Origin of the sequence: Gilliamella sp. B3367 (genome assembly GCF_026536825.1) — a bacterium.
GTDB lineage: Bacteria > Pseudomonadota > Gammaproteobacteria > Enterobacterales > Orbaceae > Gilliamella > Gilliamella apicola_E.
The window spans coordinates 133,818-160,080 of sequence record NZ_JAFNNJ010000002.1 but is presented as its reverse complement, the minus strand read 5'-3'; the positions used below and the strand labels follow the sequence as shown (position 1 = coordinate 160,080).

General features: G+C 35.7%; 36 protein-coding genes and 1 CRISPR repeat array. Of the genes, 5 read left to right on the top strand and 31 right to left on the bottom strand.

What is annotated here, in order from left to right:
- Nucleotides 1-15 precede the first annotated feature (15 nt).
- Nucleotides 16-420, top strand: coding sequence for a hypothetical protein (locus J3U23_RS03735; RefSeq protein ID WP_267338517.1), 405 nt, complete (start codon nucleotides 16-18; stop codon nucleotides 418-420).
- Nucleotides 421-433: 13 nt separating this feature from the next.
- On the top strand, nucleotides 434-763 hold the full coding sequence (locus J3U23_RS03730) for a tail fiber assembly protein (protein WP_267338516.1): 330 nt from the start codon (nucleotides 434-436) through the stop codon (nucleotides 761-763).
- Here J3U23_RS03730 and J3U23_RS03725 read toward each other — a convergent pair.
- Nucleotides 760-1,290, bottom strand: a complete 531-nt coding sequence (locus tag J3U23_RS03725; RefSeq protein ID WP_267338515.1) for a tail fiber assembly protein — start codon at nucleotides 1,288-1,290, stop codon at nucleotides 760-762. The two genes, J3U23_RS03730 and J3U23_RS03725, sit on opposite strands and share 4 nt — an antisense overlap.
- A gap of 92 nt (nucleotides 1,291-1,382) precedes the next feature.
- Here J3U23_RS03725 and J3U23_RS03720 point away from each other — a divergent pair, with 92 nt between their 5' ends.
- Nucleotides 1,383-1,589: a hypothetical protein gene (locus J3U23_RS03720; protein ID WP_267338514.1), complete on the top strand. Its 207-nt coding sequence runs from the start codon at nucleotides 1,383-1,385 to the stop codon at nucleotides 1,587-1,589.
- Here J3U23_RS03720 and J3U23_RS03715 read toward each other — a convergent pair.
- The 11 genes from J3U23_RS03715 to J3U23_RS03665 form a co-directional block, all read right to left on the bottom strand.
- Nucleotides 1,586-2,470, bottom strand: coding sequence for a hypothetical protein (locus tag J3U23_RS03715; RefSeq protein ID WP_267338513.1), 885 nt, complete (start codon nucleotides 2,468-2,470; stop codon nucleotides 1,586-1,588). The two genes, J3U23_RS03720 and J3U23_RS03715, sit on opposite strands and share 4 nt — an antisense overlap.
- A 15-nt stretch (nucleotides 2,471-2,485) precedes the next feature.
- Nucleotides 2,486-5,002 carry a host specificity factor TipJ family phage tail protein gene (locus J3U23_RS03710; RefSeq protein ID WP_267338512.1) on the bottom strand — a complete coding sequence of 839 codons (2,517 nt, stop codon included), beginning with the start codon at nucleotides 5,000-5,002 and terminating at the stop codon, nucleotides 2,486-2,488.
- Nucleotides 4,986-5,405, bottom strand: a complete 420-nt coding sequence (locus J3U23_RS03705; RefSeq protein WP_267338511.1) for an NlpC/P60 family protein — start codon at nucleotides 5,403-5,405, stop codon at nucleotides 4,986-4,988. Before J3U23_RS03705 ends, J3U23_RS03710 begins: the two co-directional genes overlap by 17 nt.
- On the bottom strand, nucleotides 5,398-5,910 hold the full coding sequence (locus J3U23_RS03700; RefSeq protein ID WP_267338510.1) for a hypothetical protein: 513 nt from the start codon (nucleotides 5,908-5,910) through the stop codon (nucleotides 5,398-5,400). The genes J3U23_RS03705 and J3U23_RS03700 overlap by 8 nt, the downstream gene beginning before the upstream one ends.
- On the bottom strand, nucleotides 5,910-6,386 hold the full coding sequence (locus J3U23_RS03695) for a hypothetical protein (protein WP_267338509.1): 477 nt from the start codon (nucleotides 6,384-6,386) through the stop codon (nucleotides 5,910-5,912). The genes J3U23_RS03700 and J3U23_RS03695 overlap by 1 nt, the downstream gene beginning before the upstream one ends.
- A gap of 135 nt (nucleotides 6,387-6,521) precedes the next feature.
- Nucleotides 6,522-6,916: a CRISPR direct-repeat array (repeat unit 29 nt; unit sequence CGGTTTATCCCTATGTGTATAGGGAACAC).
- Nucleotides 6,917-6,986: 70 nt separating this feature from the next.
- Nucleotides 6,987-7,808, bottom strand: coding sequence for a phage antirepressor N-terminal domain-containing protein (locus tag J3U23_RS03690; protein WP_267338507.1), 822 nt, complete (start codon nucleotides 7,806-7,808; stop codon nucleotides 6,987-6,989).
- A gap of 235 nt (nucleotides 7,809-8,043) precedes the next feature.
- Nucleotides 8,044-8,496 (bottom strand): hypothetical protein, encoded by a 453-nt coding sequence (locus J3U23_RS03685; RefSeq protein WP_267338506.1) that lies wholly within the window; start codon nucleotides 8,494-8,496, stop codon nucleotides 8,044-8,046.
- A 27-nt stretch (nucleotides 8,497-8,523) separates the two neighbouring features.
- Nucleotides 8,524-8,877: a hypothetical protein gene (locus J3U23_RS03680; protein ID WP_267338505.1), complete on the bottom strand. Its 354-nt coding sequence runs from the start codon at nucleotides 8,875-8,877 to the stop codon at nucleotides 8,524-8,526.
- 52 nt (nucleotides 8,878-8,929) lie between these two features.
- Nucleotides 8,930-12,262: a tape measure protein gene (locus J3U23_RS03675; protein ID WP_267338504.1), complete on the bottom strand. Its 3,333-nt coding sequence runs from the start codon at nucleotides 12,260-12,262 to the stop codon at nucleotides 8,930-8,932.
- Nucleotides 12,263-12,357: 95 nt separating this feature from the next.
- On the bottom strand, nucleotides 12,358-12,660 hold the full coding sequence (locus J3U23_RS03670) for an addiction module antidote protein (protein ID WP_267338503.1): 303 nt from the start codon (nucleotides 12,658-12,660) through the stop codon (nucleotides 12,358-12,360).
- Between the two features lie 2 nt (nucleotides 12,661-12,662).
- Nucleotides 12,663-12,956: a type II toxin-antitoxin system RelE/ParE family toxin gene (locus J3U23_RS03665; protein ID WP_267338502.1), complete on the bottom strand. Its 294-nt coding sequence runs from the start codon at nucleotides 12,954-12,956 to the stop codon at nucleotides 12,663-12,665.
- Nucleotides 12,957-13,093: 137 nt separating this feature from the next.
- On the opposite strand from J3U23_RS03665, the gene J3U23_RS03660 reads away from it, so the two are divergent.
- Entirely contained in the window at nucleotides 13,094-13,342 is a 249-nt protein-coding gene (locus J3U23_RS03660; RefSeq protein WP_267338501.1) for a helix-turn-helix domain-containing protein, read from the top strand.
- Nucleotides 13,343-13,451: 109 nt separating this feature from the next.
- Here the strand turns inward: J3U23_RS03660 and J3U23_RS03655 are convergent, their stop codons facing one another.
- The 4 genes from J3U23_RS03655 to J3U23_RS03640 form a co-directional block, all read right to left on the bottom strand.
- Nucleotides 13,452-14,471: a P63C domain-containing protein gene (locus tag J3U23_RS03655; protein ID WP_267338500.1), complete on the bottom strand. Its 1,020-nt coding sequence runs from the start codon at nucleotides 14,469-14,471 to the stop codon at nucleotides 13,452-13,454.
- 108 nt (nucleotides 14,472-14,579) lie between these two features.
- A complete protein-coding gene (locus J3U23_RS03650; protein WP_267338499.1) occupies nucleotides 14,580-15,401 on the bottom strand; it encodes a phage antirepressor N-terminal domain-containing protein in 822 nt (273 codons plus the stop codon).
- Between the two features lie 54 nt (nucleotides 15,402-15,455).
- Nucleotides 15,456-16,217, bottom strand: a complete 762-nt coding sequence (locus J3U23_RS03645; protein ID WP_267338498.1) for a KilA-N domain-containing protein — start codon at nucleotides 16,215-16,217, stop codon at nucleotides 15,456-15,458.
- 80 nt (nucleotides 16,218-16,297) lie between these two features.
- A complete protein-coding gene (locus J3U23_RS03640) occupies nucleotides 16,298-16,459 on the bottom strand; it encodes a hypothetical protein (RefSeq protein ID WP_267338496.1) in 162 nt (53 codons plus the stop codon).
- A 100-nt stretch (nucleotides 16,460-16,559) separates the two neighbouring features.
- Between J3U23_RS03640 and J3U23_RS03635 the strand changes: the two genes are divergently transcribed.
- The gene (locus J3U23_RS03635; protein WP_267338495.1) at nucleotides 16,560-16,955 is read left to right on the top strand and encodes a helix-turn-helix domain-containing protein; all 396 of its coding nucleotides are present in this window, start codon (nucleotides 16,560-16,562) and stop codon (nucleotides 16,953-16,955) included.
- A 140-nt stretch (nucleotides 16,956-17,095) separates the two neighbouring features.
- Here J3U23_RS03635 and J3U23_RS03630 read toward each other — a convergent pair whose 3' ends face one another.
- From J3U23_RS03630 to J3U23_RS03560, 15 genes are all read right to left on the bottom strand, one after another.
- Entirely contained in the window at nucleotides 17,096-17,896 is an 801-nt protein-coding gene (locus J3U23_RS03630; protein WP_267338494.1) for a hypothetical protein, read from the bottom strand.
- A gap of 9 nt (nucleotides 17,897-17,905) precedes the next feature.
- The gene (locus J3U23_RS03625; RefSeq protein WP_267338493.1) at nucleotides 17,906-18,343 is read right to left on the bottom strand and encodes a hypothetical protein; all 438 of its coding nucleotides are present in this window, start codon (nucleotides 18,341-18,343) and stop codon (nucleotides 17,906-17,908) included.
- Between the two features lie 84 nt (nucleotides 18,344-18,427).
- A complete protein-coding gene (locus J3U23_RS03620) occupies nucleotides 18,428-18,856 on the bottom strand; it encodes a hypothetical protein (protein WP_267338492.1) in 429 nt (142 codons plus the stop codon).
- A gap of 62 nt (nucleotides 18,857-18,918) precedes the next feature.
- Nucleotides 18,919-19,512, bottom strand: coding sequence for a DUF6246 family protein (locus J3U23_RS03615; protein WP_267338491.1), 594 nt, complete (start codon nucleotides 19,510-19,512; stop codon nucleotides 18,919-18,921).
- Nucleotides 19,513-19,577: 65 nt separating this feature from the next.
- On the bottom strand, nucleotides 19,578-20,081 hold the full coding sequence (locus J3U23_RS03610) for a hypothetical protein (protein WP_267338048.1): 504 nt from the start codon (nucleotides 20,079-20,081) through the stop codon (nucleotides 19,578-19,580).
- Between the two features lie 60 nt (nucleotides 20,082-20,141).
- Nucleotides 20,142-20,513 (bottom strand): hypothetical protein, encoded by a 372-nt coding sequence (locus tag J3U23_RS03605; RefSeq protein WP_267338490.1) that lies wholly within the window; start codon nucleotides 20,511-20,513, stop codon nucleotides 20,142-20,144.
- Entirely contained in the window at nucleotides 20,510-20,887 is a 378-nt protein-coding gene (locus tag J3U23_RS03600) for a hypothetical protein (protein WP_267328474.1), read from the bottom strand. Before J3U23_RS03600 ends, J3U23_RS03605 begins: the two co-directional genes overlap by 4 nt.
- 1 nt (nucleotide 20,888) lies before the next feature.
- Nucleotides 20,889-21,233, bottom strand: coding sequence for a hypothetical protein (locus J3U23_RS03595; RefSeq protein WP_267338489.1), 345 nt, complete (start codon nucleotides 21,231-21,233; stop codon nucleotides 20,889-20,891).
- Entirely contained in the window at nucleotides 21,226-21,609 is a 384-nt protein-coding gene (locus tag J3U23_RS03590; RefSeq protein ID WP_267338488.1) for a DUF7370 family protein, read from the bottom strand. The genes J3U23_RS03595 and J3U23_RS03590 overlap by 8 nt, the downstream gene beginning before the upstream one ends.
- 2 nt (nucleotides 21,610-21,611) lie before the next feature.
- Complete coding sequence (locus tag J3U23_RS03585; RefSeq protein WP_267338487.1) at nucleotides 21,612-21,788, bottom strand: hypothetical protein; 177 nt, start codon at nucleotides 21,786-21,788, stop codon at nucleotides 21,612-21,614.
- A 2-nt stretch (nucleotides 21,789-21,790) separates the two neighbouring features.
- Entirely contained in the window at nucleotides 21,791-22,861 is a 1,071-nt protein-coding gene (locus tag J3U23_RS03580; protein WP_267338486.1) for a major capsid protein, read from the bottom strand.
- A gap of 9 nt (nucleotides 22,862-22,870) precedes the next feature.
- Nucleotides 22,871-23,299, bottom strand: a complete 429-nt coding sequence (locus J3U23_RS03575; protein ID WP_267338485.1) for a hypothetical protein — start codon at nucleotides 23,297-23,299, stop codon at nucleotides 22,871-22,873.
- Nucleotides 23,299-24,468, bottom strand: a complete 1,170-nt coding sequence (locus J3U23_RS03570) for a DUF2213 domain-containing protein (protein WP_267338484.1) — start codon at nucleotides 24,466-24,468, stop codon at nucleotides 23,299-23,301. Before J3U23_RS03570 ends, J3U23_RS03575 begins: the two co-directional genes overlap by 1 nt.
- Before the next feature lie 60 nt (nucleotides 24,469-24,528).
- Complete coding sequence (locus tag J3U23_RS03565; protein ID WP_267331524.1) at nucleotides 24,529-24,654, bottom strand: hypothetical protein; 126 nt, start codon at nucleotides 24,652-24,654, stop codon at nucleotides 24,529-24,531.
- A 26-nt stretch (nucleotides 24,655-24,680) separates the two neighbouring features.
- Entirely contained in the window at nucleotides 24,681-26,249 is a 1,569-nt protein-coding gene (locus J3U23_RS03560) for a phage minor head protein (protein ID WP_267338483.1), read from the bottom strand.
- Nucleotides 26,250-26,263: the final 14 nt, after the last annotated feature.

The window sequence follows — 26,263 nt, the reverse complement described above, 5'->3', positions numbered from 1 at the left end:
AGCGCTATTGACGTCGTGTCAATTAGTGTAAACGGTGAACCATTCATTACGGATATCTCAGAGATTCAATCTAAATTAACAGATTTGAATAACAGGGTTTATATTACTGAATCATATCGAAATGGGGATAGTTGGTATCAACGTTTTTCCAATGGCTTTATTATGCAGGGTGGGACGCAGAAAATTGGCGACGTAGGGAAATTATCTGGCGGTAGCGTAACATTTAATATGATAACACCATTTTCAACAGCATGTTGGACACCTCACCTAGAACAGATATCAATAAATCAAGGATGGAATTATTTAACAAGTTGTATACCGCAAATTTATACTGATAGATTTGTTTTGTATATTTATAACAATCACTCATCGTTGGTTGCATTTCAGCCAGTGTTTAGATGGTTGGCGTGCGGTTATTAGAGGAGATAAGATTATGACATATACTGACGAAGAATATGCAGAAATGGCAATAAAAGCGAATGAAGAAGGGAAGGTGTTAAAAAACATAAATGGCAAGTTAATGCTCGTTGATTCTGAACCTATTGCGTTAACTAACGAACAAATTGTCTCGCAAAATAAAACTATTAAAAATGCGTTAATATCCGAAGCTAACAAAAAAATAGCAATTTTGCAGGACATTATTGATTTAGATATGCAAGAATCTAATGAAGAGGAACAGCTAAAACAATGGAAAAAATATCGCATATTATTAACTCGTGTTGATGCGTCAGATGTTAATGCTGCATTTCCTGAAAAGCCCTAATCGGGCTTGACAGGTAATTCAATATCTAATTTATTTATATCAATAGATTTTAGCTGTATACGATACAATTTCCATTTTCTCAGTAGCTTTTTATCCTCATCTGTTGCTATTTCAAGCTCTATTTTGTCATTCAAAATATCTATCTCATTGTTAGCCTCAGATAACAAATCTGCGATATTTATTTGCTGTTGTTTAATAAAAAAGGCATTTTTCTGCTCTTCATCAAGTGCCCATTTTTCACCATTCCATTTGCAAAAATCGAATGGTTCTAATAACGTAAAACCGCTTTTTATTGGACCTAGATAATCAATTTTAACAGTTTCTTTTGTTTCAATATTATACGCATTTTTTTCGCGGTTATCTTCAATGAGAATCCATTTCCCTTCCTGTTCGCATGGACAATAACCCTCTTTAAATGTAGGGGCAATCCTTAGCGCATTATCAGGCGGTAGTGTGTCATCGTTCGCCTCTAATTGATGTGTAAATGGTTTTAAATCGTTTGTGTTATCGTAATAATAATTAATCATAAATTTTCCTATTTTGTTCACCTACTCGACAGGTAGGTAGCTGGGAGGATGATGCTATTCGCAACATCACTGGTGGATTTGGGGTCGATGGTATGAATGGCGCAGATACTGGTGTTGTTTGGGGCGGACACGGTCCGTTTTATGAAAATGGAACTAATAACTCAATAGCAAAATATGCAACCGCAAGCCTAGGTGTTGTTAGATCAATGGGATTTGATTTATCAAGAGCAACGCCGACATCATATGAAAATCGATCTATAAATATAGGTCTCACGCCAACCATTTATTTAGGAGTTTAAACTCCAAGATAAATTACGGGGGTCCCTCCGATATTGATCGCTCTATTCTCATTCGCGATTGGTGCTACTCGTGAAGCATCAAACGATAAAACTGTATGCCATCCGTTGGCATTCCCACCATATGCAGGACTGGCAACGGCATCAACCCTAAACGCCCCGCTTGCATCTCGGTCTGAGGTGATAAAATTACCAAATCGGGCGGTAATATTACGTATAGCATCATCCTCCCAACTACCTACCTGTCGAGTAGTTCCATTAACCGCTCGCTCAAAAAAACCACGTCCATCTGGAGCAAATGCAGTCGGAACATTAATATATTGCTGCCCATTTATGGTTTTAATTGTAATTTTATGATCTGATTTGTAGTTAACAGATAAATTATTTAGCGCTTGTCCCTGCGGTGAACTTAATAAATAATTATCTCCATTTCGAAAATACCAACCAAAAGGCAGTTCATCGCGTCGAAATGGCATTAAACGTTGGTCTCCAATAGCATCTTTAAACACTAAATGGCTACCTACCACATAAATAGGTGCGCCGTTCACTTCTTTTTTAACAGCGGGAATAGTACCAATGTCATCAGCCGTTGGTTTATTGTTTGGTGAGTAAACACGAACATCATTTTCTTTTAATGTTTTAGCATTTAGTGTGCCACTAACTGTGCCTCCCGACATTGGTAAAAATGATTTATTCTCAATCTCTTCAATTGATTTTTTTAAATCATTTAATATTTTATGCTTTGTTTGAAATTGATTACCAAAACGATCTACTGTGTAATCATTTTCACTATTCACCCATTCATCAATTATGATTGTATTATCATTTAAATCAGCTAGAACATTTGATGGGCAGGGATTTTTTGTGTTTTGTCTTTGTGTCATATTTGAACCTTTATATTAGGATGCAAAATAACCGTTTTTACGGTCGTATTCGTATATTCTAGAATCGTAATTTGTTAAGCTTACTTTATAAGCCCCGTTATTAAATTGCTTTTTTGTTAAAATGAATTCAGTTGGCTCTTCATTTATTGTTTCAGCAATAATAAAAAGCGAACCCATTTGTATGTTGTTGTTGTTTGCAACGTATGCGCTTGAATAATCAGCGGTGAATGAATGTTCATCATGAGATTTTATGTTAATCCAGTTGCTGGGATAACCGCACTTGTCTGTAATTGCAACTCTATATGATTTATTGCTATCTAATGACAATTCTTGATCAACATAAAATTTATTGCCTTGAATCCTCACAATTTCACCTGAGACGATACTTTCATCGTACGTATCTGACCACAGCACAAGATCACCTTTTTCTACAAAGTTAGCATCATTCAAAACTTCATCTTCTACAAATGTCCGCTCATAAATTAATCGTCTTATCTCAAGTTGAGCACGATCCATCGCTTGTTCGTAATTTCGGCATCCTGCAAGCTCGATTTTATTTGGTGTACGCGCAAAACCTTTTACTATTTGATTATTCGAAATACGAAGATTTATATAAGATTTTTTATCCGTCCCTCCAGCTCTATCCTTGCTTGAGTCAACATATTCAACTTGTACCCCATCATGAGTTGATGGCAAATTTGATTTTTTTTGCACTACTCCCCCTTCGCTTGAGTTGACCGTATTTAAAGCGTTGAACAAAGCAACAGGTCTGGTTTTTTCCTCGTTTCTGGCAAAACGCCATTTCTGCCCATCTCTATACACATAAACACGAGCTGCATTACATATAGTCTCTATTCGTTGACCGAGCGAAACATCAATATCATCAAATGAAAAATCAAAGTACCCAAGCCTTTCGTTCAAATTTTTTATACGCCTATCAATTTGGTATAACGAATCTAAATCAAGCTGCCGTGGGTCGCGCCCGAAGACTGAAACAAATTGATGGAGAACTGCATCAGCAAATGATCTTGACGGTCTTATGTTGTAGTCTATTTCTTTGGTGTCATAGTTATATGTGATAGTTTTACGTGTGGCTTCAACATTAAACTTAAGCTCTTTTAATGCTGTTGCTTGAGATGTAGCGCGAGTGCGAACATAGATTAGCGTATCTTTTACTTTATAATTATACTCATAATCAATGATACTAACGTTTTCAACTTTAACCTGATCCGATAAATCCCCCTTTCCATTGGTCACTCGCGCAATCATTAGTGCATATTTGCTCTTACCATTCCTTGGTTTTATTTTAACTGTAATATTCTGAGGCTCGTAAGTGCTCATTGAACAATTCCAAGGCATTGTTTCACGAGTTCCAGCTATTTCATTACCAAAATCATCTATAGCCCACCAAATGAAATCAAGATTAACATATCCTTGTAATCCTCGTTGGAACACTAGGTCAGCCCAGATTTCCACTCCTTCTTCTGGTGGTATGAATGCATCAGTATAAACGCCACCTATATGCTCAAGCTTTAAATAAGATGCCATAGGGATAATTTCGTATTTATGTCCCTTGACGATGTTCTTCAAGCCGTCAACTCGAACCTTTACGGTACCTCTACATTTTATTATGAACAGATTATCTTCAATATATGTTGATTCTAATACCGCAGTATATAAAACATTACGAATATAAATATCGCCGCTGGGATAACGAACCCCAGCATTTATAGTAAAATTAATTCTAAGAGGCTTATTTAAATCATTGAAATATTTAGATGTATCACCTGCCTTTAGAGCGAATGTTGCAATACCATCTTTGATGGTACAACTTGATAAATTAAAATGCTCCTCTAAATGCAAGACCTCGTTAGCTAAATTAGGCGGCTTGAGTTCTTGACCGTTCACCTCAGCGCTGCGAAATTGATACCTAATATATGGGATAATGTCGCCTGGTTGATAGATTTCATATGTTGTGCCAGATATTCTATTTAATAATGTCTGGTCGTATTTGAGATTATTTAAATCATAATAACCGACCCCTATACAGAATAGATGATCGATATATTTAACATTACCGATGTATTCTGAAACAGCTGGGTTGACAATATCAGGATAGGAGCGAATACAACCATAAATATCGGGCTTAGCCTGATATAATCTAGCAATATTTGTTTGCTCAGTTAGTTTATTATTAGTACTATCCTTTTGCTCGCCAGATGCGTTGGGCGTTTTTGGTGTTGGCGCTAATGCATACGCTACAACAGCAGCAACAATCGCAACAATAATACTCACAACAACTGACGCCTGTTGACGGTTAATGATTACAATTTTATCGAAAATGGTTGCATTTCTTGATAAATCATATTCTAGAGGATTTATTTTTTCATTGTTTAGATAGACATCGGTAGTATTGTTATCAAAACCGTTTGGAAATTTATTGCGAATATTTTGGAGGAGTGAAAGAGAGGTGTCGAGTTGATATATTTTTTTTTCGGTCAGTCCGTTAGGGTCTTTATGATATATCAGCATATTGGTAGTACTCCACTTTTGTATAGGCTTTTTCTATTGCTTCCAGCTTGTTATATTGAACTTGTCCGCCTTGAATTTCATTTCCTTTGGCGTGCAACATATGGTTATCTATCACAACTCCCACATGAGACGGAATATCACCAACATAAGCAAGAAATACTGCATTGTTACTCTTTTCGCATGGTTTCCAGTTTCTAAGTGATTCAGGGATAGCTTCATTTTGAATTGTCGTTTTCTTTGATTGATAACCTGTTATTGTTTTTAGTTCGATTCCTAAAACATGCCGATAATAAAGAATCACCAGCCCCCAACAATCCATTTCATCAAAGGTGCTGGCTCTATCAACCCATTTCGTACCAATCACCTTGTTAATAAATTCATTAACTGTCATTTTTTTATGCATAAGCAAGACCTCTATATTCCTCAAGCGTATAAATTGGATTGCTTTCAGTATTTCTAGGTTTAGCAAGTGTCATTGGATTATCATCAGTAGCTGAAATCTCAACAGCATTCCTATTAAACCTAACCCCATCTTCTGATACATATAATGAATAGCGTTGGGTTGGATTATTCATTGATAATTCATTGTATTGTTCATAGACCATAGATATAGGCTCCTGCCAGCCAAAAGGAGTTATTGAGTTAACAATTTTCTTGAATTCATCACCGATATGAATGCGTGAAAACTGTAGGCTTAATTTCGGAGTCAACTCAGACCCCTGATCGGGTAAATTGATTTTTGCTGCGACAGGTATAAATTCATTGCCAGCAAACATCAAAGGCTTAAATTGGTTCAAGACTAATCTCAGAGGTGACTGAAATTCAGGGTGATAAAAGGTGATGGTATCATATTCTTCTGCGGGGTTCTTTTGTGAAAAAAACTCACGCTGTTCTTGTGAAATAGGCATTATGTTACCTTATTTAATTGAGTATTAACGATGACATCAAGAAGCCCCATCTCATTTTCTTTGAAATATTCTGGGAAAAGTTCGATATCAGGTGGAAAATAACGCGGCGCTTCATAGTTATTAATTAAAATTGTTGCTGTATAATTCCACTGTAGATGATTGGGTCTGGACGTATTAAGCAAAGAATCGGGCAAAAAACGACAATTTAATGTTTGTGATGTATCCCATTCCGTCGCTAGTTTTATATCAAATGGCAGAAAACCCTTTTTCAATGTGCGATTAAACCAGTGAAGAAATATTTGAGCTTCATGTGATGTTAGACAAAAGCTGATTGATCTGGTTGTTGGTTGATTTTGTGCAATACGTTTGAAATAAAGTTTACCGCTTCGTGTTTCTACTGTTGAAAACTGAGACTTTTGTTGTCTAGAATATGTGCCTAGCTGTACTGTTTTTTGCTCTAATGGATAATCATTCATTATTACTCCTGTTTTTTAGACAATAAAAAAACCGCCGAAGCGGGTTTTTAATTTTTAATAGTTTATATTGTTAAACGTTAATCCCTGCGTTTACAGGGAACACTATCAGGCATTAAGGCGTTATTGTCAAAAGCACGGTTTATCCCTGTGTATACAGGGAACACTATTTTTTTAGTCGCTTCTTCAAACAATGAATCGGTTTATCCCTATGTGTATAGGGAACACAAATTTCCGATCTAGAGGAAAAAGCAAAGTTACGGTTTATCCCTATGTGTATAGGGAACACATCGAGGGGAATGGATGCTGGCAAACTCTTTGCGGTTTATCCCTATGTGTATAGGGAACACCCCAAATGAGCAACCGCCATGTATACGAACTTCGGTTTATCCCTATGTGTATAGGGAACACTACCAAATGTTTTGTGGCGTCTACAGGAAGCTCGGTTTATCCCTATGTGTATAGGGAACACGCGTTACAACAAGCTCAAGCTGAAGTTGCTCACGGTTTATCCCTATGTGTATAGGGAACACTCTTATTATAACCTATTGTTTAATAATTAAAATAGCTGAGCTGGATTTTTTACCAGCTCAATAACCTAAATTAGGATAACCTAATAATCGGTAAAACTCTATTCCAATTATCAGCTATCCCTTTAGGTTGTATATGCGCTGTTTCTCTATTAATGATTATTCTAGCATCATTTAAAGTCCGCTTATATTCACAAGCCATTGAATAGAAAGCCCCTCTAAAACCTGAATCAATCACTCTCAATGCAGGCTCTATTAATTCTATTTGATATCGCATTCTTTCAGCGGCTTTATATAACCACGCTAAATCATACCAATCTTCATCAGATAATCCGCTTCGAGAATGCACACCACCCAACCACTTAATGGCTTCCTCAAATTTATTCGCTGGTAAATCTTGGTAGCGAGGGATTTTGAATTGTTCATATAACTTGGTGTAAATTGCTTGATAATGTTCACCTGTTCTATATGAACGATCATTAACAGCTTGCTTGATTCGCTGTTGTTGTTCGAGTGAGATTGTATTAGGGTGTTGTTGTGCTACTTTTGGCATAAAGTGGTTATAAAGTACATCGAAACATTCAAGCTGATATTGTTTTAAAATAGGTTTTATTTCTGGATTAACCCTGCTTAATTCTATACCCGCAAGCCAACCGTTGAGGTAACCAAGAGGTAAACATAAAACATCTCTATTTTTACCGTCTTTTGCAACTACCTTTATCATAAAGGCAGTTGAATTAAGTATTTCATTTCTTTTAATTCTTTGCCTTTGAGCTTCCCAATCCAAACCTATGTTTTCGCATATTGGCTTGATAGCAACATAAGGCTTATTATTATAATTAAGAATTGATATTTGTTGATTGTGAAATTGAACTAATTGAATTTGATTTGACATGCTATATCCTTTGTTTATTTTTTTGAGATTATTACCCATTTAAATGGGTGTCGAGAGGCTCAAAAGCCTAACAAAGAAAGGCTGGAGTTATTCCCCTAAGGTATTTTATTCCTCGCCCTCTCGACATTGAATTTTAGACGTAAAAAATCCGCATGCTATCGGGGCGGTGTCCGCTTTGTTTAGGTTTTGAGACCTGAAAAAGAATATACAATCAAATAACTAGACTAGTCAATAGTTATTTTATTCTTGTGCAAGTTGTTACTTCTTTGCTTCTGATATCTATTACATTTGTCGTATTTGAATTTTTTTTAAATTCTGATGCAATTACATATCTATATTGATCATTGCTTATTTTTTCAAGCTTTTGTTGACCAGTAAACGTACTGTCATCATTTAAAATTTCATGCGTTGGATTACTATTAATTTTGTCAACATCGTAAAGCTCTTGCTTATCTCCATCATAAACATGATATAATTTGCCATCCATTATTTTATACGTTCGAATGTATTCACTTTTATCTACAGCATCACCATAACTTTCTTCACGACCACTATCCATTCTTTCAAATGATTCCCAATTACACCGCCAATCACCGACGAGATACTCTTTAGTAACCTTATCATCACCACAGCCAGTTAAAATAAATCCAATAAATCCAATTAATCCAAGCAATGCAATTCTTTTCATATAATCAATCCTGTATGCAATTTAACTTTATGGTTTTTGTTGTTCACCTGTAGCTATCGAACGTTCTATGCATTCCTTGTAACGTTTATTTAAAAATTGATTTTGTTTCATAGGGTCTTTTTCATTTTCTGCAAAATTTAGAATAGAATCTGTAAATTCATCCCCAAATTGTTCTCTGATTCTTGGTATTGAATTTTTCGGGTCACCTTTTTCATTCAACTCAAATAAAAGTTTGCCAAAAGCATAATAGTTATGACAATAAGTTGCAGCCATTACACCATTTTCAAACTTTAATTTTTCTAATTTATTTATGGCTTCTGTTTCATCATCAGCAAAAACAAAAAATGGAAACATCAATATACAAAACAAAATCTTTTTCATACCATCTCCTTAAATTTTAAGTAATGGTATGAAATTTATTATTTAATATCAATTACAATTTAGATTGAATGTTTGTTGAGCGTGACATGGCTTGCCACACTTCCCCTGTATGTTCTTTAATATCATTAGCGACCTCTCGTTTTGCTTGTGTCACTGCTGTTCTGATAATTTTATTCTCATAATCAATAGATGGCTTGCTTACCTCAACACCACTTGCATAGTTTTCTACAATAAAATTCCATTGTATATTTTGACCTTGATTGGAAGTGATTTGTCGATTGCTTAATACCTTTCCGTTATCACCTGGTATTAAATATTGTTTGCCCCCCTGCATTAATATTTCAGGTTTGCCACCCTCACCAACTCGATACATTGAGTTAGCATCTACTGGCCCACCATTTTTACGCGCTCCAGCAATTGGTATTGCCGACATTAAACCTATTGCCGTGCCATATGCAGTAGCACCCGTCGTTGCTGCTGCGCCATATGACGCGATAGATGCAAGCATTGCAGCGGGTTTATAGGCTGCTGCTAATGCAATTGCCTCTGTTGTTTGGGTGGCTGTAGTTGCTGCTGATGTTGTTTTAGCTACAATAGCGTTTTTAACGTATTGCATACCCATTTGAACAAGTGACCCAATAGCCTCATTTAGAATAACATTAGCAAAGTTCTGCATAGCTTGTGTAGCAGTCATTGTTCCTGACATTAGACCTGAAATTGTACTTGTTGCACTGCTTGCCAGTCCTTCGAGTGAAGAAGCAAGAAACTCGTTAGCATCATTTTGATTGCGCCATATTTCCCATTGAGCATTGATGCGGTTTTGTTCATACTGACGATTAGCTGCCTCACGAAGCGCAATGGCATTTTCTTCTGTCAGTAATTTCTGATTTTCGAATTCTTGAATCAAAGCGAGTTTTCTATCATTCTCATTTTTAAGGGCTTGTACTGGGTCAACTTGTGCTACAGCGTCGTCAACTTTAGATACAACAGCTTCTGACTTAATTTTAGCCATATTGACTTGATGCTGCTGCTCAAGTTGTTCAAGTTTCGAATTATAGTCGGCTTGCTTAATCTCGCCAAGTTTGTGTAGCCTATCGAGCAACTCTTTTGATTTCTTGAACGAATCCTGTTCAACATCAATTGGGCTTTTTAATGAACCAAGTTCTTTATATGCTTGTGCGGTTTCGATTAACTCTTTTAGTTTTGCTGTTTGCTCGGCTGTAACTTTACTACCCATTTTTTGAGTGATAGCAAGTAATTCAGCTTCAACGGTCATACCCTTAGCTTCGAGTTTAGCAATTTCTAGCTTTTCACTAAGTTCTTTTACTTCATCTGCATATGATTTTGTTGTGCCTTTTTTACTACTTGCTTTTATCTTGTCGTTTTCTGCTGATAATGATTTTAAAAGCATTACTAACGGCTGTAATGCAGCGGCTTGATTTTTAGTGAGCTTAGTAAATTCTGTTTGACCCAGCGCAAGCAGTTTCAAGTCTTCTCTATATTCATTAGCACTATCACCGAGAGCGGAATAAAGACCATCTAAAATAAATGCCGCTTCACTATTGTCTTCTGCTTTTAACGTCGCAATATCAAGCTCTTTTGATAAACTCGCTACTTTTTTATCAATATTATCTTTAGATGCTTTATCCCATATTTCTATTAATTTTTTACCTGATTTTGAGGCTTTATTTGTAGAATCAGCCATTTCATGGTTTTTTATTATAACCTCGTCCGTAAGATCAACTAATTTATTGCGACCCTCAATCATCACGGCTTTGAGCTTTTCTTCTGCTTCTATTTGTTTGTTAAGAATTGCAACCCTTTCTTGTTCATTCCTGCCTTTTCCATATCCAGCTTTAATCTTATTTTTTAAATTAGTAATTTTCCTGTCTTGCTCTTCAATCGCCTTATTCTGTTCATGAATTCGTTTCTTTAAATCTATAGCAAATGCTTCTCTCTGTGCTTTAGATAGCCCTTTGTATTTTTCTGCTAACGCTGCTACTTCATCGGTTAATTCTAAAGCTTTTTGTTTAGCTTCTGCTGCTTTACTAGACCATGTAACTAATGCCCCAGCCGTAAGTAATATTAGACCTGCTGGACCACCTAATAACGACATTGCCCCTTTCAAACCATTGGCAGCAAGAGTAGATAATTTCGTTGCAGATGCTAATCTTTCTTGAGCTGCTGTTTCTTTATCAACTAATAAAGCTCTCTCTTTTTCGATATTATTTAGTTGTTTTTCAATTGCAGCTAATTGAACCTTTGACGTAGTTACAGATTTTAAAGCAATCAGCTCATTTCGTCGTGCTGTTAACGCCTTACCCTCTACTTCAAGAGTTCTTAACTCTTCTTTTGCAAGGTTTCTTTCTGATGTAGCAAGTCTTATATTTTCAATAACTTTTTCAGCACTTTGCTTAGTAGCACTCGCTAATGATGTAATGTATTTCCCTGCATAAATTGCTGCTAAAGCACCAACGCCAGTCATTAGTATATCGACATGCTGAGACATGAGAATAAGTGAATCTACGAGTAATTTAGTCGCACCAGTTGAGTTATTTAATTCACCAAGATATTTTTTAAGATTATTCGTAACACGGTTGATACCGTCAGTTACAGTATTTCGCATGTTATCGGCAAGTGCATCTAGTTCAACATTAGAGTCTATCAGCGCATCAGTAAATGTTTGTATAGATAATTTGCCGTCACTAGCTAATTGTTTAACATATTGTTCAGTAATCTTCTCAGCATCAGCAGTTGATTTAGCATTTTTCTTTAGATAATTAGTCAATGTTCCTAAAACACTTGGCATATTACTAAATACCGTCATTGCCTCAACCCCAGCGAGCTTACCTCTCATTTGGGCTTTAGTGAGTGCATTTATAGCTGATTCAGCACCTATTGCACTAGTTTTATTGATTGTAAATAAGTCTGACATTGAGCCAATATAAGATATTGTGCTTTGTGTGCTATAACCCAGCTCACCCATAGAGTTAGAAAGACGGATATACAACTCGGCCGACTCTTCGATAGTACGACCGTTACGGTCAGAAGTTACTAAAAGCTGGTCTAGAATGTCTTTAGTTTGTGACGCCGTTGCGCCAGTATTTTGTATGCGGTCTTCTAGCTCATTCCAGCTTTGAGCGTAGGCGATAACTGTACTTGATACAAGCGCAGCAGATACAGCCTTAGCAATATTTGTCAATTTACCGAGAGAATTACCAGCACTTTGAGCGGAAGATTCAAGCTTTTCAAGACCTTTAGAAGCTTTAGAACCACTGTTATTTAATTCTTTCATTTCCTGCATGATTTTTCTAGAATTTTCCAGTAACTCTTTCATTTCAAGTGAAACGGTATAAGTGATATTCCCTTCTGTATATTGAGCCATTTGTTTTCTCCAGACATAAAAAAAGCCCGCAATTGCGAGCTTTAAGTTTGGTTTGATTTTATTTTGTATATTTACATTAGATTTTCCATGCTCAGTTAGCAATAATCAGCATGTTTTTGTGAGGAAAACTGCATTTGCAATCCTAATGCTTGAACAATTTTAAAAATTGTATTAAAAGTAGGATTCCCCTCACCTGATAACGCTTTATAAATACCCTCACGGCTTATACCTGTATCACGTGAAAGCTGACTGATGTTTTTAGCTCTAGCTATATCCCCAAGTGCAATAAATAAAAATTTAGGGTCTCCTTCTTCTATTGCGGCATTTAAATATTCTTGCATCTCTTCATCAGTATTCAAAAAATCAACTACATCAAAAGTTTTTAGTTTTGTAGTCATAATTAACCCCATTTATTTGCTAATTCTTTAGCAATTTTGATATCTGTTTGTTGTGTATCCTTGTCACCACCACACAATAAAATAACAATTTCATTATTACGGTTAGCGAAATAAACCCTGTACCCTTTTCCACAGTGAATGCGCATTTCTGATACACCGCTGCCGACGGGTTTAACGTCACCAAAATTACCTTCCTGCATACGACGAATTCGAACTTTAATTTTAGCTGCTGCAGTTTTATCTTTAAGCGACTTCAGCCATTTTTCCATTTGTGGTGTGTAACTTACAGTAATCATGCTTTATTCCTGTTTTGATTTAAAACAATTATATCTTACACACCCCTAAATGTCAACTGTGGTTATCAATTTTAATTATTTATATTTTTACCTAAACTTATATAATGCATATATTGATGTTAATCATAAAAATAATAATGAATAAAACAATCGATATTGAATCTGGTGTACCAAGCGATGTTGTGAACATGGTTTTTGATAATTACTATTCGCCAGCTCAGGCGTGGCGTGAATATTTGAATTTATCTCAAGTTGAAGTGGCAAATAGAATCGGTATTAGCCAGTCAGCATATTCTCAATATGAAAAAAGCCAAAAGTTAAGAAAAACAACGCGGATTAAAATTGCTGAAGCACTACATATTAAGCCTGAACTTTTAGATTTTTAACTCTTCGCTAATGACTTCATAATATGACAAAATTTGTTAACAAAGAATAAAAGAAACCCGCACTTGGCGGGTTGTTGATAATTTTGGGTATTAATTTTAAAAAAAGATACTACTCTTCTTGGACTATATCTAATTCAGCCTGCCCCCCAAATCGTTCAATAACTTTTTGTTCATACTCTTTTCTATTTTTGGAGGATTCAGCCATTTCTAGAACTCGACCAAGTTGCATTCTTAATGCTCGAGTCCCAACATCATTCAAAAATTGGAATAGTTTATCTTTTCTGTCACCACCCTTTGATTTTGTTATTCTCAATAATTCTAGAATTTTACCGTTACTTTTTGCAAGTGGTGTATAAATGTGATTTATTGTTAAAGTTTTAAACTCCCAAGGCCAACCTCTTGAAGGAATGGTTAAATTGTAAATCCTAGCCCATTCTACATATAACTCAACAGGAAATTCTTTTTCATACTTTTTAGCTTCTTCAACAACAAATCTCTTGAATGCCTGAACAAATTGTTCTTTAGTTGAGTCGAAACCAGCTAGTTTATAAACTAATTCTTGTATTCCTGATTTTGCTGATGCGGATAATAATACTTTAGCTTGATCGGCCACATGTTTTTGATTAACTTTTAATTCACCGTTTCTTTCAGCGCTTAAAATTGCCTCACAAACATCAATTAAAATTGTAACATCATATCCATATACAATGACTTCCGGACCTGAACTTTTAGTTGTAGAGCTTTGAAAAACAATAGGATTTTTAATTTTTTTCTCAAGCTCAGGACCAATATATTTACCAATAGTTGCACCACTAGTGAATCGAATAAAAGCTGTTCCTCCACCACCAGCTAAACCAAGCGCTTCCGCCATACCTCTTTGACTGATAACAGCCGTACTGATTTCGTTATCAAGAACATAACAATCAACATCAATGCCAAAATCTTCTTTAAAATTTCCTCTACGAATTGCTTTTAAAGGTTTTTTACCCCATCTAGCAATCGCAGCTTTTTTAGCAATTTCCTTACGTTGCTCTGGCGTTAGTTTTTGACTCCTTGCCAAACCACCAGCAGACTTACCCGTTACTTTGTTGTTTTCTTTTGTATCTTCTTTATTTAATTTATTATTCATGCAAGCATCTCGTTATTAAACATGCTTGCATAATAAACTATATAAATAAAAATGCAAGCATAATTAAATAAAAAATGCTTGCACCAAAATCTATATAACAATTTAGAATTAACTATTTTTTATAACTGGCAAAACTCTATGCCAATTATCAGCTATTCCTTTAGGTTGTATATGAGCTGTTTCCCGTTCAATTATTACTTTAGCACTATATAAAACTCGCTTGTATTCACGAGCCATAGAATAAAAATTGCCTCTAAAACCTGAATCAATCACACGCAATGCAGGCTCTATTAATTCTATTTGATATCGCATTCGCTCAGCAGCTTTATATAACCACGCTAAATCATACCAGTCTTCATCAGATAATCCCTTTCGAGAGTGTAACCCTCCAAGCCACTTAATCGCCTCATCAAATTTACTAGCAGGCAAATCTTGATAACGAGGTATTTTGAATTGCTGATGTAGCCTTGAATATATAGCTTGATGCCTTTCACCTGTTCGATAGACTCGCTCATTTACTGCTTGTTGAATTGCCTGTTGTTGTTCAAGTGAAATTGTATTAGGGTGTTGTTGTGCTACTTTTGGCATAAAGTGACTATAAAGAACATCAAAACATTCAAGCTGATATTGTTCTAATGTAGCTCTAATTTCTGGTTTCACCCGACTAGTTTCAATACCAAAAAGCCAACCGTTGATCATTGAAATTGGTAAGCAAACGTACTCTTGTAAACCTTGTTTTGAAGGTGTGGTCATGATGACCATACCTGCTCTTAACACTTGATGGCGCTTGATTCTTTTAAGTTGAGCAGCCCAATCCAAACCAATATTTTCACAAACTGGTTTCATTGCTACGTACGGTTTATTTTGATAATTAAGAACGATTAATTGTTGGCTGTGAAACTGGATTGTTTCTAATTTTGTGTTTGACATATCTACATCCTCAAGTAGCCCCTATTTCGGGGCTTATAATTTGTTGTTAATTGGTTAAGCGATTTCTTTATTAATTAGATGAGTTTTAATCACATCTATTGCTTTTTCGTTATATCTAAAAGTTTCAACTTGTTTATCAGATGAGCGAGATTTATCTAATACGAAAATTCCATATTCATCTGTTTTTAAATTGAGCTTATTAGCTATACGACCAATTTTATTTGAGGATACGTCGAGTAAATGCCCTACTTCACTTGCCGAAAATGTTTTGTTTTCAAGCTTAGGAAGCGGAATAACATTTTTACCAGCAATAGGGTTAATAGTATCTGCATAGATAGCCTGCTTAGACTGTTCGCTCAAATGTGGCAGATTACTAAACATTTTATCTAATGCTCTGACTGATAATTCCATTGCTTTGGCTTGTCGATATTCTGGTAGATAAGATTTAAAAGGCTTTTGTATATTTTTTAATTCGCCCTTTTTATAATCTAAAAATACTTGATTAGCCATTAACTGGAATTTGGGGCTAATCCAACCAGCGTAAGATACCGCTAGAAGTTCGTGGGCGAAAGTGCCTTGATGAGTTCCACCTTTTGTGACGGTGATTATTTCTTGACCGAAGGCAGAATTCTGCCTTAGCTCTTCAATAAGTTCTTGAGTAGACTTTGTTGCTAACCATGCTTTAGGTCTTTTAGCATCCTTACCACCACTTGCCTTATGCAAAGCATTAAGATTATATCGCCCCTCTTTATCAGTTGTAATAGACACACCAGCAATTACTGGACAATTTAAGTTATTTGTATTAATATTAGTCATAAGTTTAATCCTTATTTTATCGGTTTGTGATTAACTTGATTTGGGCTTTAACTGTTGGCGCAGTTAGAGCCTTTAGTTTTTTAAATACCTGCAATTTTCTTTTCCTCTTCTGTTAATGTTTGTCTTACTCTGTTTACAAGCTCTTGGCTCATTGTTCTGTCGTTCATTACCGCTAATACCTCAAGTGCTACTTTAAGGCTTACAGGTATTCTTGCGGACAACGTTACTTTATTTTCTTTCAATGTTTTCTCCTTGTTAATAATAAAATGTCTTAAAGTGTCATGGAATGTATAGTATACTAATACTAATTATTAACCACGTCAATACATTTCAATACTATTTATGATAAATAATGACACTTTTGCAAAACGATTAATACAAAGACGAGCTGAACAGGGCTATTCTCAAGAAGAATTATCTAAAATTTCTGGTATAGCGGCTGCCCAAATATCAAGATATGAAGCAGGCAAAAATAAACCTAGAGCCAATATAATAGCTAAACTTGCCGAAGCATTAGATATATCATTTGATTGGCTTGCTTATGGTGATAATACAGATATCATTTCTATAGCTGATACCAAAAATAATCATCTTTTTTATTACTATTTAAAGCCAAATACAAAAAGTCAAATTGAAGAAATTTACAAATCTTCAGGTATGACGCTTGAAGAAATAATAAATGAGCTGCTTTCTACTGGTTTAAAAGCCCATAAAAAAAACAAAACTGAGAATTTATAGCTTATAACTCATACTGCAATAGCATAACCTTATTCTCTAAACTTTGTATTTTTCTCTATTATTCATAAAACACCTTATTTTAGATATTAAAAAACCCTCTTAGAGGGTTTGAATTGCTTTGGTAGTGAATAGTTATTAACTCAATAATCATCACCTTTACCCCACCCCTCAGCCTCTTTTTTAGCATTTATAACAGCTAATTTATCAAAGTTCTTCTGCCTTTTTAAAATTACAGCATACTGAGAATATGCTGGGTTGCTGGGATAAAAAAACTTATCACGCTTTCCCGTATACTGTTCCGCGATAGAGGATATTTCGGCGTGCTTTCTTTTCATTGCTTCAATAACAAGCCTTGACAGAGTAATGCCTTGTTCACAGAAATCAATTGCGATATCCAAATTTTTACCCTGCGCTCTCAGCTTATAATGTTTCTTTATTAAGGATAAAATTTTAAAATGCATATCAATGATAACTTGATCTGGAAGTTTTTTTAATGGTTCAAGCCATTCTCTTTTGCTTAATCTGGCTTTTTTCTTCCCTGCCCTCTTTTGTTCTACAATACAATCATCGTCAACCCAGTCTAACCAATCATCCTCTGTATTTTTACGGCTCATTATTTTATGATTTAAATTGTTATCGAAAGAGTTTTCGAGGTTTTCATAATCTTTTGATCCTTCTGACCTCTTGTACGTAAACACATGATCGCTATGAATATTCTTGTATCCAAGTAATTCATCCTCATGCAAATCACCAACATCACTAACATGCTTCATTCCAGCATATTTATTCTCTGAAACGCTAGCTTCCAATGAACGATTAGGCAACTCGTATTTATCTGGATTAACCAACTTTTTTATTTGCTGTTGTTGAAGAAAAAGTAATCCATAATAAAGCACCATTATAACTACACCAAATATTGCAATACCGTATAATAACCACATAATTGATACCTATTTTATTCTTGTGCAGACAGTTTCTAGTTTCGTTCTAAGATCAATAATGTTGGTGTCATTGTTAATATTCTTTATTTCTGTTATTAGTACTGTTTTAAATGTGTCTTTATCAATTGCTTTTATGGTATTCACAATATGAGTTTTATAAGTATCAGATATTTCATCTTTGGATAAATCCGCTTTACTTAGGTCAATAAGAATATTTCCTCTATCTTTGCTTATTTGATAAAGTTCATTATTAATTATTCTAAATGTTGTAGTGTCCTCAATTGATGACACAGAACTCCCGAAATCTTCATTAGCTCCGCTATTCTGCCTTTGATACTGGTTATCAATACACCGCCAATCGCCTACAAGATACTCTTTAGTAACCTTATCATCACCACAGCCAGTTAAAATAAGGCTAACTAGGCTGATTAATATAATTCTTTTCATACATTCCTCATAAATAACTTTAGTCAATAGTTGGAAATTTATGAAATTAGCATAATAAAAAACTCCCTAAGCGGGTTTGTTAATTTATTTTTGCTTATCATCACTATCCCAATATAGAGAACACAGCGGTACTATATAATCCATTTTGATATAATTAAATTTAAATTGACCATAAAGCATTTTTATCGCACCTGGTTTCATTGAAATAATTTTTAATGAAGTATAAGGTTCAATTTTTCCTTTTCCAGTTACATAGAAAACACCCTCTTTAATGGAAAAAGTATTTTCTTCTACACCATCAAAATATATTTTTTGGGTTCCCCAATCACATTTAAAAGAATACAAAATAGATTTATTCTTATCATTATACATGACATTTGCAATTCCACCTTTTAATGGAGTCATTGCCCAAATACCTTGAACTCCGTTTTCTAATTCTTCATCAGTTAGATTTTGAGTATCAGCAAAAACAAAAAACGGAAACATCAATATACAAAACAAAATCTTTTTCATACCATTCTCCTTATTTTTTCGTTAATGGTATGTTATTTAAGTGATTGGAGCAATAAAAACCATCATTCAGCTGCTTTAGCAAGTCTTTCTCGACGTCGTTTTTCATAATCCGCTAAGGTTTTGTCGTATTCTTCTCTTGTGAAGCCATCTTTATCAGGATATTTGTTTGCCATTAACATGATGTATTCGGTCATTGTTAGTTTTTTTGCATCATCTAATGATAATCCAAGATGGATTCTCGCATTGTTGATGTAGTCAGTAATTTTGAATTCAGATGAATAGGTTTTATTTTCGTTGCGTTGAGATATTCTAATCTTTGCTTTTCCTGCCACACCATAATCAAGTAAATTTCTCGCTATTATTAATATTTTTTGCGGTTGAAGTAATCCTTTTTTCTTCTTATCGCCAATAAGAGCGGATATATCATCAGGGCAGCAGTATGTTAATACTTGTTTAGATATTTCTAGCTGTGCAAATAGCTTTTCTTCAATATACTTAAATAAATACTCCGACGACTTTTTGAACCGTGTTATCGCTTCATAGGCTTGATTAGAAAGCAGAACAGCATAGGCGTTAACTATCTCATCTGGCTCACCAAGTTTTGATAAGTTTTCAAATGAGGGAGTGAATACATAATCAATTTTCTTTGTGCTCAATGACCCATTTTTTATGATTGAAATAACTATTTCGCCTATATCTGTTCTAATCATATTTAGCCTTATTATTTGGTTGGTTGAGTTGCAGGAACTTTACCTGTAATTTTCACTGATTTAGATGAAGCAACCTTAAATTCAAGTGATGCTGATACAATATCGTTTGATCCGCCACTCCAGCTCAGTGATGTTAAATTCATGTAGGCGACAAAAGTATTTTCACCATACATCAATCGAACCCATAAACTAGGTTGACGTTTATTGGCTAACTCAGTGGTAAAGTAACGCTCTAATTTGAAGAAACCATACTGATCTAACTTGTCATTAATTCTGACTTCACCCTCAAATGATAAGGCAATATCAGCATTAGTGACGATAGCTTCAACAAATCCGCCCTGATCATCTGCATCACTAGTCACCGTATTCGGACTATAATCAAGCCCTTTAGATGTACCAGCCATTAAAGCTTTCCAATCAGCTTCCTTTGGTGCTTTGTCTGGACATCCATCACAAACTTCAAGAACTACAGCAGCGCCAAATAATTGATTATTTTGTTCTGTACATTCTGCCATTTTTAACTCCTATAAAATAAAAAAGCCTACACGAAGCAGGCTGTAAATTGTTTTTAATTGCTAACCTAATTTGCAGGAAACTAAAATCCTGTAAACTAATCTATCGTCATCAGTCATTACTGGTGCAGGTATTGCGCCGACAACTTGAATAAGACCTGTATTATCTGTGTAAGGATTGTTTTTGATGTAATCAGCTATTGCTGAGACGTGATTATCAATAGATTCAATATCATTAACTGCGCCGACAAGATCGACTAGCGTGTAATACTCATTACCTAAATTAGCCTTCAGTATTGACCCGCCATTAGGGCGAAATACAATGAATTTACTACTTTTATTTTTTGTATCTCTCCACTTTAAATATTGAACAGTAAATCCCTCAGTTAACCTTGCATTTTGGAGGTAATCAGCCACTTGAATATACATTTTCATATATGCAACTCTTTTCTCATCACCATGTCAATTGTCTCTTTCTCATCTTCAAAACCTTTATACAAGAACTCTTTTTTTGCTCTGGCTAATCTGAACTTCATCGGGCGATTAGGGTCATGAACATATGCTGCATAATTAGCCGTATAACCAACTCTACCAATCAAACGACTACCGTTAAAAACCACTTCACGATATTGACTATTGATTAAATTAGAGGTATCACCAACTGGCGTGTATGTTGCTGCTCTTCCTCCACCAAGTATTAATGCCGAATGAATAGCTCTTACCGCTCTGCGACTTTGAACATCTCCAACAATTTTATTTAATTGGTTAATACATTCATTAATGCCAGTTACTTTGACCTTAACCGTCATGTCACTCTCCCGTTACTAATGCGTAATCATCAGCTATCCGTTCAAATGTATCCGCATATCGAATAATATGCTTGATTTCATCAGCACCAGTCTTGACTGGGTCTAACTCTGATGACTCTCCAATCAAGATAAAATCACCCTCACTAGCTAAAGCGTATTCAGTCCAGAATGTGTTTTTAATAACAAACCCTTTCCCGATATCACCTAGCCTTGCAGCAGAATCAAGCCCATAATCGCAGTAAATTAGCTCTGGAGGGTGAAATATTTTTTTACCATATTCATTCTCGCCGGCAACACGCCATATCGTGGCTTTAGCGGTATACGACCAGTTTGCTATATTACTCATTGTGACCTCCCACAACTAAAAATAACGGCTTATTCGAACGAGAAATACCCAAACACTCAGTACATCCATGAACATCGAGGCTTCGTAATAATGAATGCATGGCTTTAAAACCCTCATCATCATACTTGAATGACCTTGACGCCCCACTGGGTGCGGATTGTGAGGCAATTTTTCTAGCTCCTTGCATTTGAGCAAGTAAACAAGCTGAGTAAATCAATATTAAAAGCTGGTCGGCTTCTGAATAGTCATGCGCTACCAAACAATCACTAATTGAATTTACTTTTTTAAGAATTGCGTCAATAACTAAGCTCGGTACAGAATAACCAAGCTCTGATAACATTTGATTAACATTTTCCGCTGTTACCTGTACCGTCATAATTATTTACCTTTTTTCTTTTTATCTTCTGGTTCTGTCGTTTGTTGTTCCAATACAATAACTCGCCCTTCAAAAGCAATAGGTATTTCTTGGACAACAAACTCATGACCAATCGGAAGCTCTGCAACCTCACCATCAATGCGACCGTAACAGCCACGATTTGTAACTCTTAATTTCATCATTAACCCCTTGCGTTAAAGACTTTACTTTTACCGTTAAAGTCTCGTTTAATTTGCAAGCCAAACGCAGACCAAACAAGAGTTTGATAGTTATCATGTGGATTAACTCGTTGTTTCATGAATGAGCCAATTGGTGCAGCAATACGGGTTTTAATGTACTGAGCATTACGAACGTAACCAATAAAGTGATTACCTTTTAACTCAAATGTTTTGGTGAATGAACCAATGTGCGCTGAGTAACGTAAAATATAGTCTTTTACTGTCCCCTCTTTAAATCCATTTGAATTAGAGTAAGGAAGATTTAAACGGCGCTCAATTTCGGGAGAGATAAAGACTTTTAATTGTTCTGACACTAAATTAGCATCAAGAATGACTACAAAGTCTTTTGTGAAGAATTTAATAATATCGTCGTTACTTGTGGCTGTTGATGTTAAGTCAATATTCAAACCAGACGCACTTAAATCCACTTGATTAGTATGCGGATGGTTAGTAATGCCTTTGCCCTCAAAGTTTTGAACCTTGATTTTGTCGTCACCAGTTAAAATATACTGCGCCATATTTCGACGGAGCGCTGCGGTTGCTGCCTCTTGGTCATCTGACATAGCATCAATATTTTCAGTTTGTAGACCTAACCATTCACGCCATTCACGAGCATAACCAGTTTTAAAGATTGGAACTGGGTCACCGTAATGGTCATAAACAACTTTATCTAATGTTTCTGGCTCTTGCCCCGACATAGAGCGATTAACATAGCCAGCATCACTTGAAACACGATATAACGCAGCAGTCTTCCCAATTGAAATTGGTGTACCTAAAGACAGTAAATCATCAAGTAACGGAGCGCCCTCATCATCACGAATAACACGGGTAGTCACGTTATCTACTTCACGCCAGTAATCTTGAGTTAAAATTGCAGCCTGATTGACTTCAATAGCATTGCCATGCATTTCACTCATCTGTTTTTGAGCGTTGTTAAAGATTTGACGACTTGCTTTTAACTGATTCCAAGCCTGAGCAACTTGAGCTGAATTGGTAATCAGTTTCTTGTTAAAAATAATTTTTTCGTTCTTCATTATTACTCCTTAAGCTTTACGAACTCGGACTTGTTCAGCAGTTGTACCAACGGTATAGGTTTCAAATGCATAGAACAGCACAGCATCAGTACCACTTGCTTTTTTCAATGTACCGTCACCGTTAGAAGTTAATTTATCGCCAACCTTTAAAGTCTCACCAGCTTTCACTAAAACATGGTAAGTAACATCATCTTCACAGATGATTGCTATACCAGTTGTATCAGCGGGGACATCCGAACGGATATCATGACCACCTAAATAGTCATTGGTGATAACTAGTGGTTGAGTTTGCTCACCTGCCGTTGAATGTTTAACTAGCTTGTTGTTGATAACGGCAACTAGTGAACACGGAGCAATCGCTTCACCTGTTTTTAAGTCAATCGTTTGTGGGTCGTTTTTGCGTGCAGGACCACCAATCACTGTTTTAAATCGAATCATTACTCTGGAGCCTCCATGTTTAATAGTGAATTATCAGAATTATTGGCGAAGCCACCACTAATAGGCGCTGTTTTAACGCACTGTGCATATAAAGCATCTAGTGGTTCACCAGATAGCGCATTTACTGCGGTTTGCGTCATGTTGAACTTAGCTTTTACGGCTTCTCGTTTAACGGAGAGTTCTTTTTCTGTGTTTGCATTCACTGCTAATTCCAGATTTGTAACCTTGTTCATTAATGACTTTGCCCATGCTGGTGCATCTTCGGCATTCGTTGCGTTTTTCTTCTCCTGTTCGGCTTTTTTCTTTTCTTCTTCCTCAGAAGCTTTCTTTTTTTCAATCGCTTCCTTGGTTGTTTGCTCGTTATAAACCTTTAACAGTTGCTCATCGGATAAGCCATCGGTTTTAATACCGGCAGCATTTAGAGCTAGTAAGATTTTTTCTTTCATTAAGTCTTCTTCCTCTTTTTGATTAAATTTAAATACGCTTAAAACTTCTTTAATAGTTTTACTAATTACGTTGCTTATTGAATCGTCTGAACAATCAATAAGACTTACATTTTCAATTGGCGATTTTTCACCATCCGAGTTAACAAAGATGCCAACACCATCATCTGGTGTAGCTGCACCTTGTTTATCGGGTAATATAGCGACATGGTCGAATTTCATATTTCGAGCAATTGCTGTGTATCGCTTGCCTTTTGATGAGCCTGATTGATTGTCGGGCGTATAAGTTAACCCTGTTGACACATGAATTGGCGTGGTGTTTTTACCGCTCATCATGTCATCAAGACGATTTACAAGCATTCGCCCTTTCTCTGTGCTTTCTGCAAATTTCCTATCGATATACGCATCCATAAGCACCCTGTCGTTAGATTTGCGAACATTTCTACCCCACGCACCAATATAAAAATTATTAATGGCTTGTGGGTTTAATGCAGAAACATGCTCGTTATTAATTCGTGGGTGGTCTAATGGCATTAAATTGTCATTCAGTGTCATGTACGATTTGTTAATTTCATCTGCCGGATAGAAAATTCCATTCATGACAATATCATCCACGATGGGGACCACATCATTGATAACAATGTGCTCTTTACCGTCGATGATTTGTGTTGATATTTTGGATTTACTATTAACGACAGATAAAACATTCACACTTTTAAGTGTCATGCTTTACCTCGTGTGGATTTTAGATATAAAAAAACCGCCAAAGCGGTTTAAGAGATTTGATTATGAATGTCGCTCAACAAATAGAGATTCGGCATAACTAGATAACATAGACTTTTCTACATCACTATCTGCCTGTTCGATTATTTCGTTTAGCTGCTCCTCAGCATCATCAGGAAGCGGCTTCATATTAACAAGCTTAGAGGCTTGCTCTATTAACTTTTTAATTTTTTCCATTTGGTGCCTTTATCTAAAGATTCAAAAAATTTAAATAATTCTGGATATAGTCGCTTTTTAGCTTCATTGCGATTTTCAATGTAAAGTGAAAAGGATTCTGCAAGAAATTCCTTTTTGCTATCCTGTCCGTATTTGCTAATCGAGTATTGCCAGCCCTGTTCCCACCCTTTAGAGATAATATTGTCAATCTCTACACGATACTGATTATGTAATGCGTGCCCCATCTCATGAGCAAAAACCCCTCTAGGTGTTGGTACAGCGTTCCACGTAACATAATCCATTTCATTAATTATATTAGCTAATCGCTGATTCTTAAGATTAATAACGGAATTTAACGACTCGCTCTTGAACCCTAATGTTTTACTATATAAATCAACCAACAGCAATTCTTTTTTATCTACACTGCCTGTTGTAATAATTAGGGCATTAGTGGTTGGAGCGAATGCTGCCAGCATTTTTTTATTTGGCTCACCATAGTAATGAACATCCCCATTTATTGACCCTGCATATCTAAACAGTGGTAAATCGAACCGTTCCTGAATTTCTGATACCAATTTTAAGCATGGCACCAGTTCTTTAGCGTCAATATCATTAGGTATATTAGAAATTTCAGTGATATTTTTTCTTGACCAGTCATTAAGCTCTTCAATTTCCGTTGATGCCTGCTGTTTCGGTTTATATTGACCTTCCCATTCGTCGGCTTCTTTTAATAATCTGTCGATGCTAGATTGGTTGTATGGCTCGCCTTTTTCATTAAGCAGTACCGTTATTTGAGCGCAATAACAATTGAATCTGTTACCATTCTCTTCGTACCATTCCTCTACCTGTTCAACAGTATAGATTTTCCCGTGCCTAGCAACATGCGTAGCTCTAGAATTAGGCTTTAATGCAGACATATGTAATAAGCCTGTTTTTAGTCCTAAATCTTCTTGAGTACGTTTAGTTTCATCCCATGTAGCCTGACGAAGTGCGCCTACTTGCTCAGTTTGTGCTATAGCTTTAGCTCTACTATGTGAGATATCAATGCGCTTACTGATAATATCGGCGGTTTCTCGTGGGTTAATTCCTCTTGCCACAGAGCTACTTAAAACGGAGCCCAAATCGCTCTTTAGATTATCCGCAAGTCCTTTCCAGTCGTTGAATGTTGCGGTATAGGCAAGCCCTATTCGACGAATGTAAGCATCACTAAATAATAAGGATTCCAATGATGTAGCTTGCGAATATAGTGGCGATTGTATAGATAAATTTTGAAATGTCCGATTAGTACCCATTTGATACATATCAGCAACAAACTTACCAGCCCAAAACTTCTCAATACCGCCATTAATCAGATTTTCATCAATAAATTCTTGAATGCGAGTTAACACTCTGGCAAGCTGATTACCGTCAACCGTGTAATTAACACAGGCATTTACAACATAGAGATTGTTATCGATAAATAACGCTGTTTTAGTCGGCGCTTTAGCATAGTAGCCTAAGCTTAATTCGATATACTCAATAACTGATTGTTTGATTGTTTTGTAGCGTTTTTGTATTTCGCTACGCATTTGGAGAATTTGTT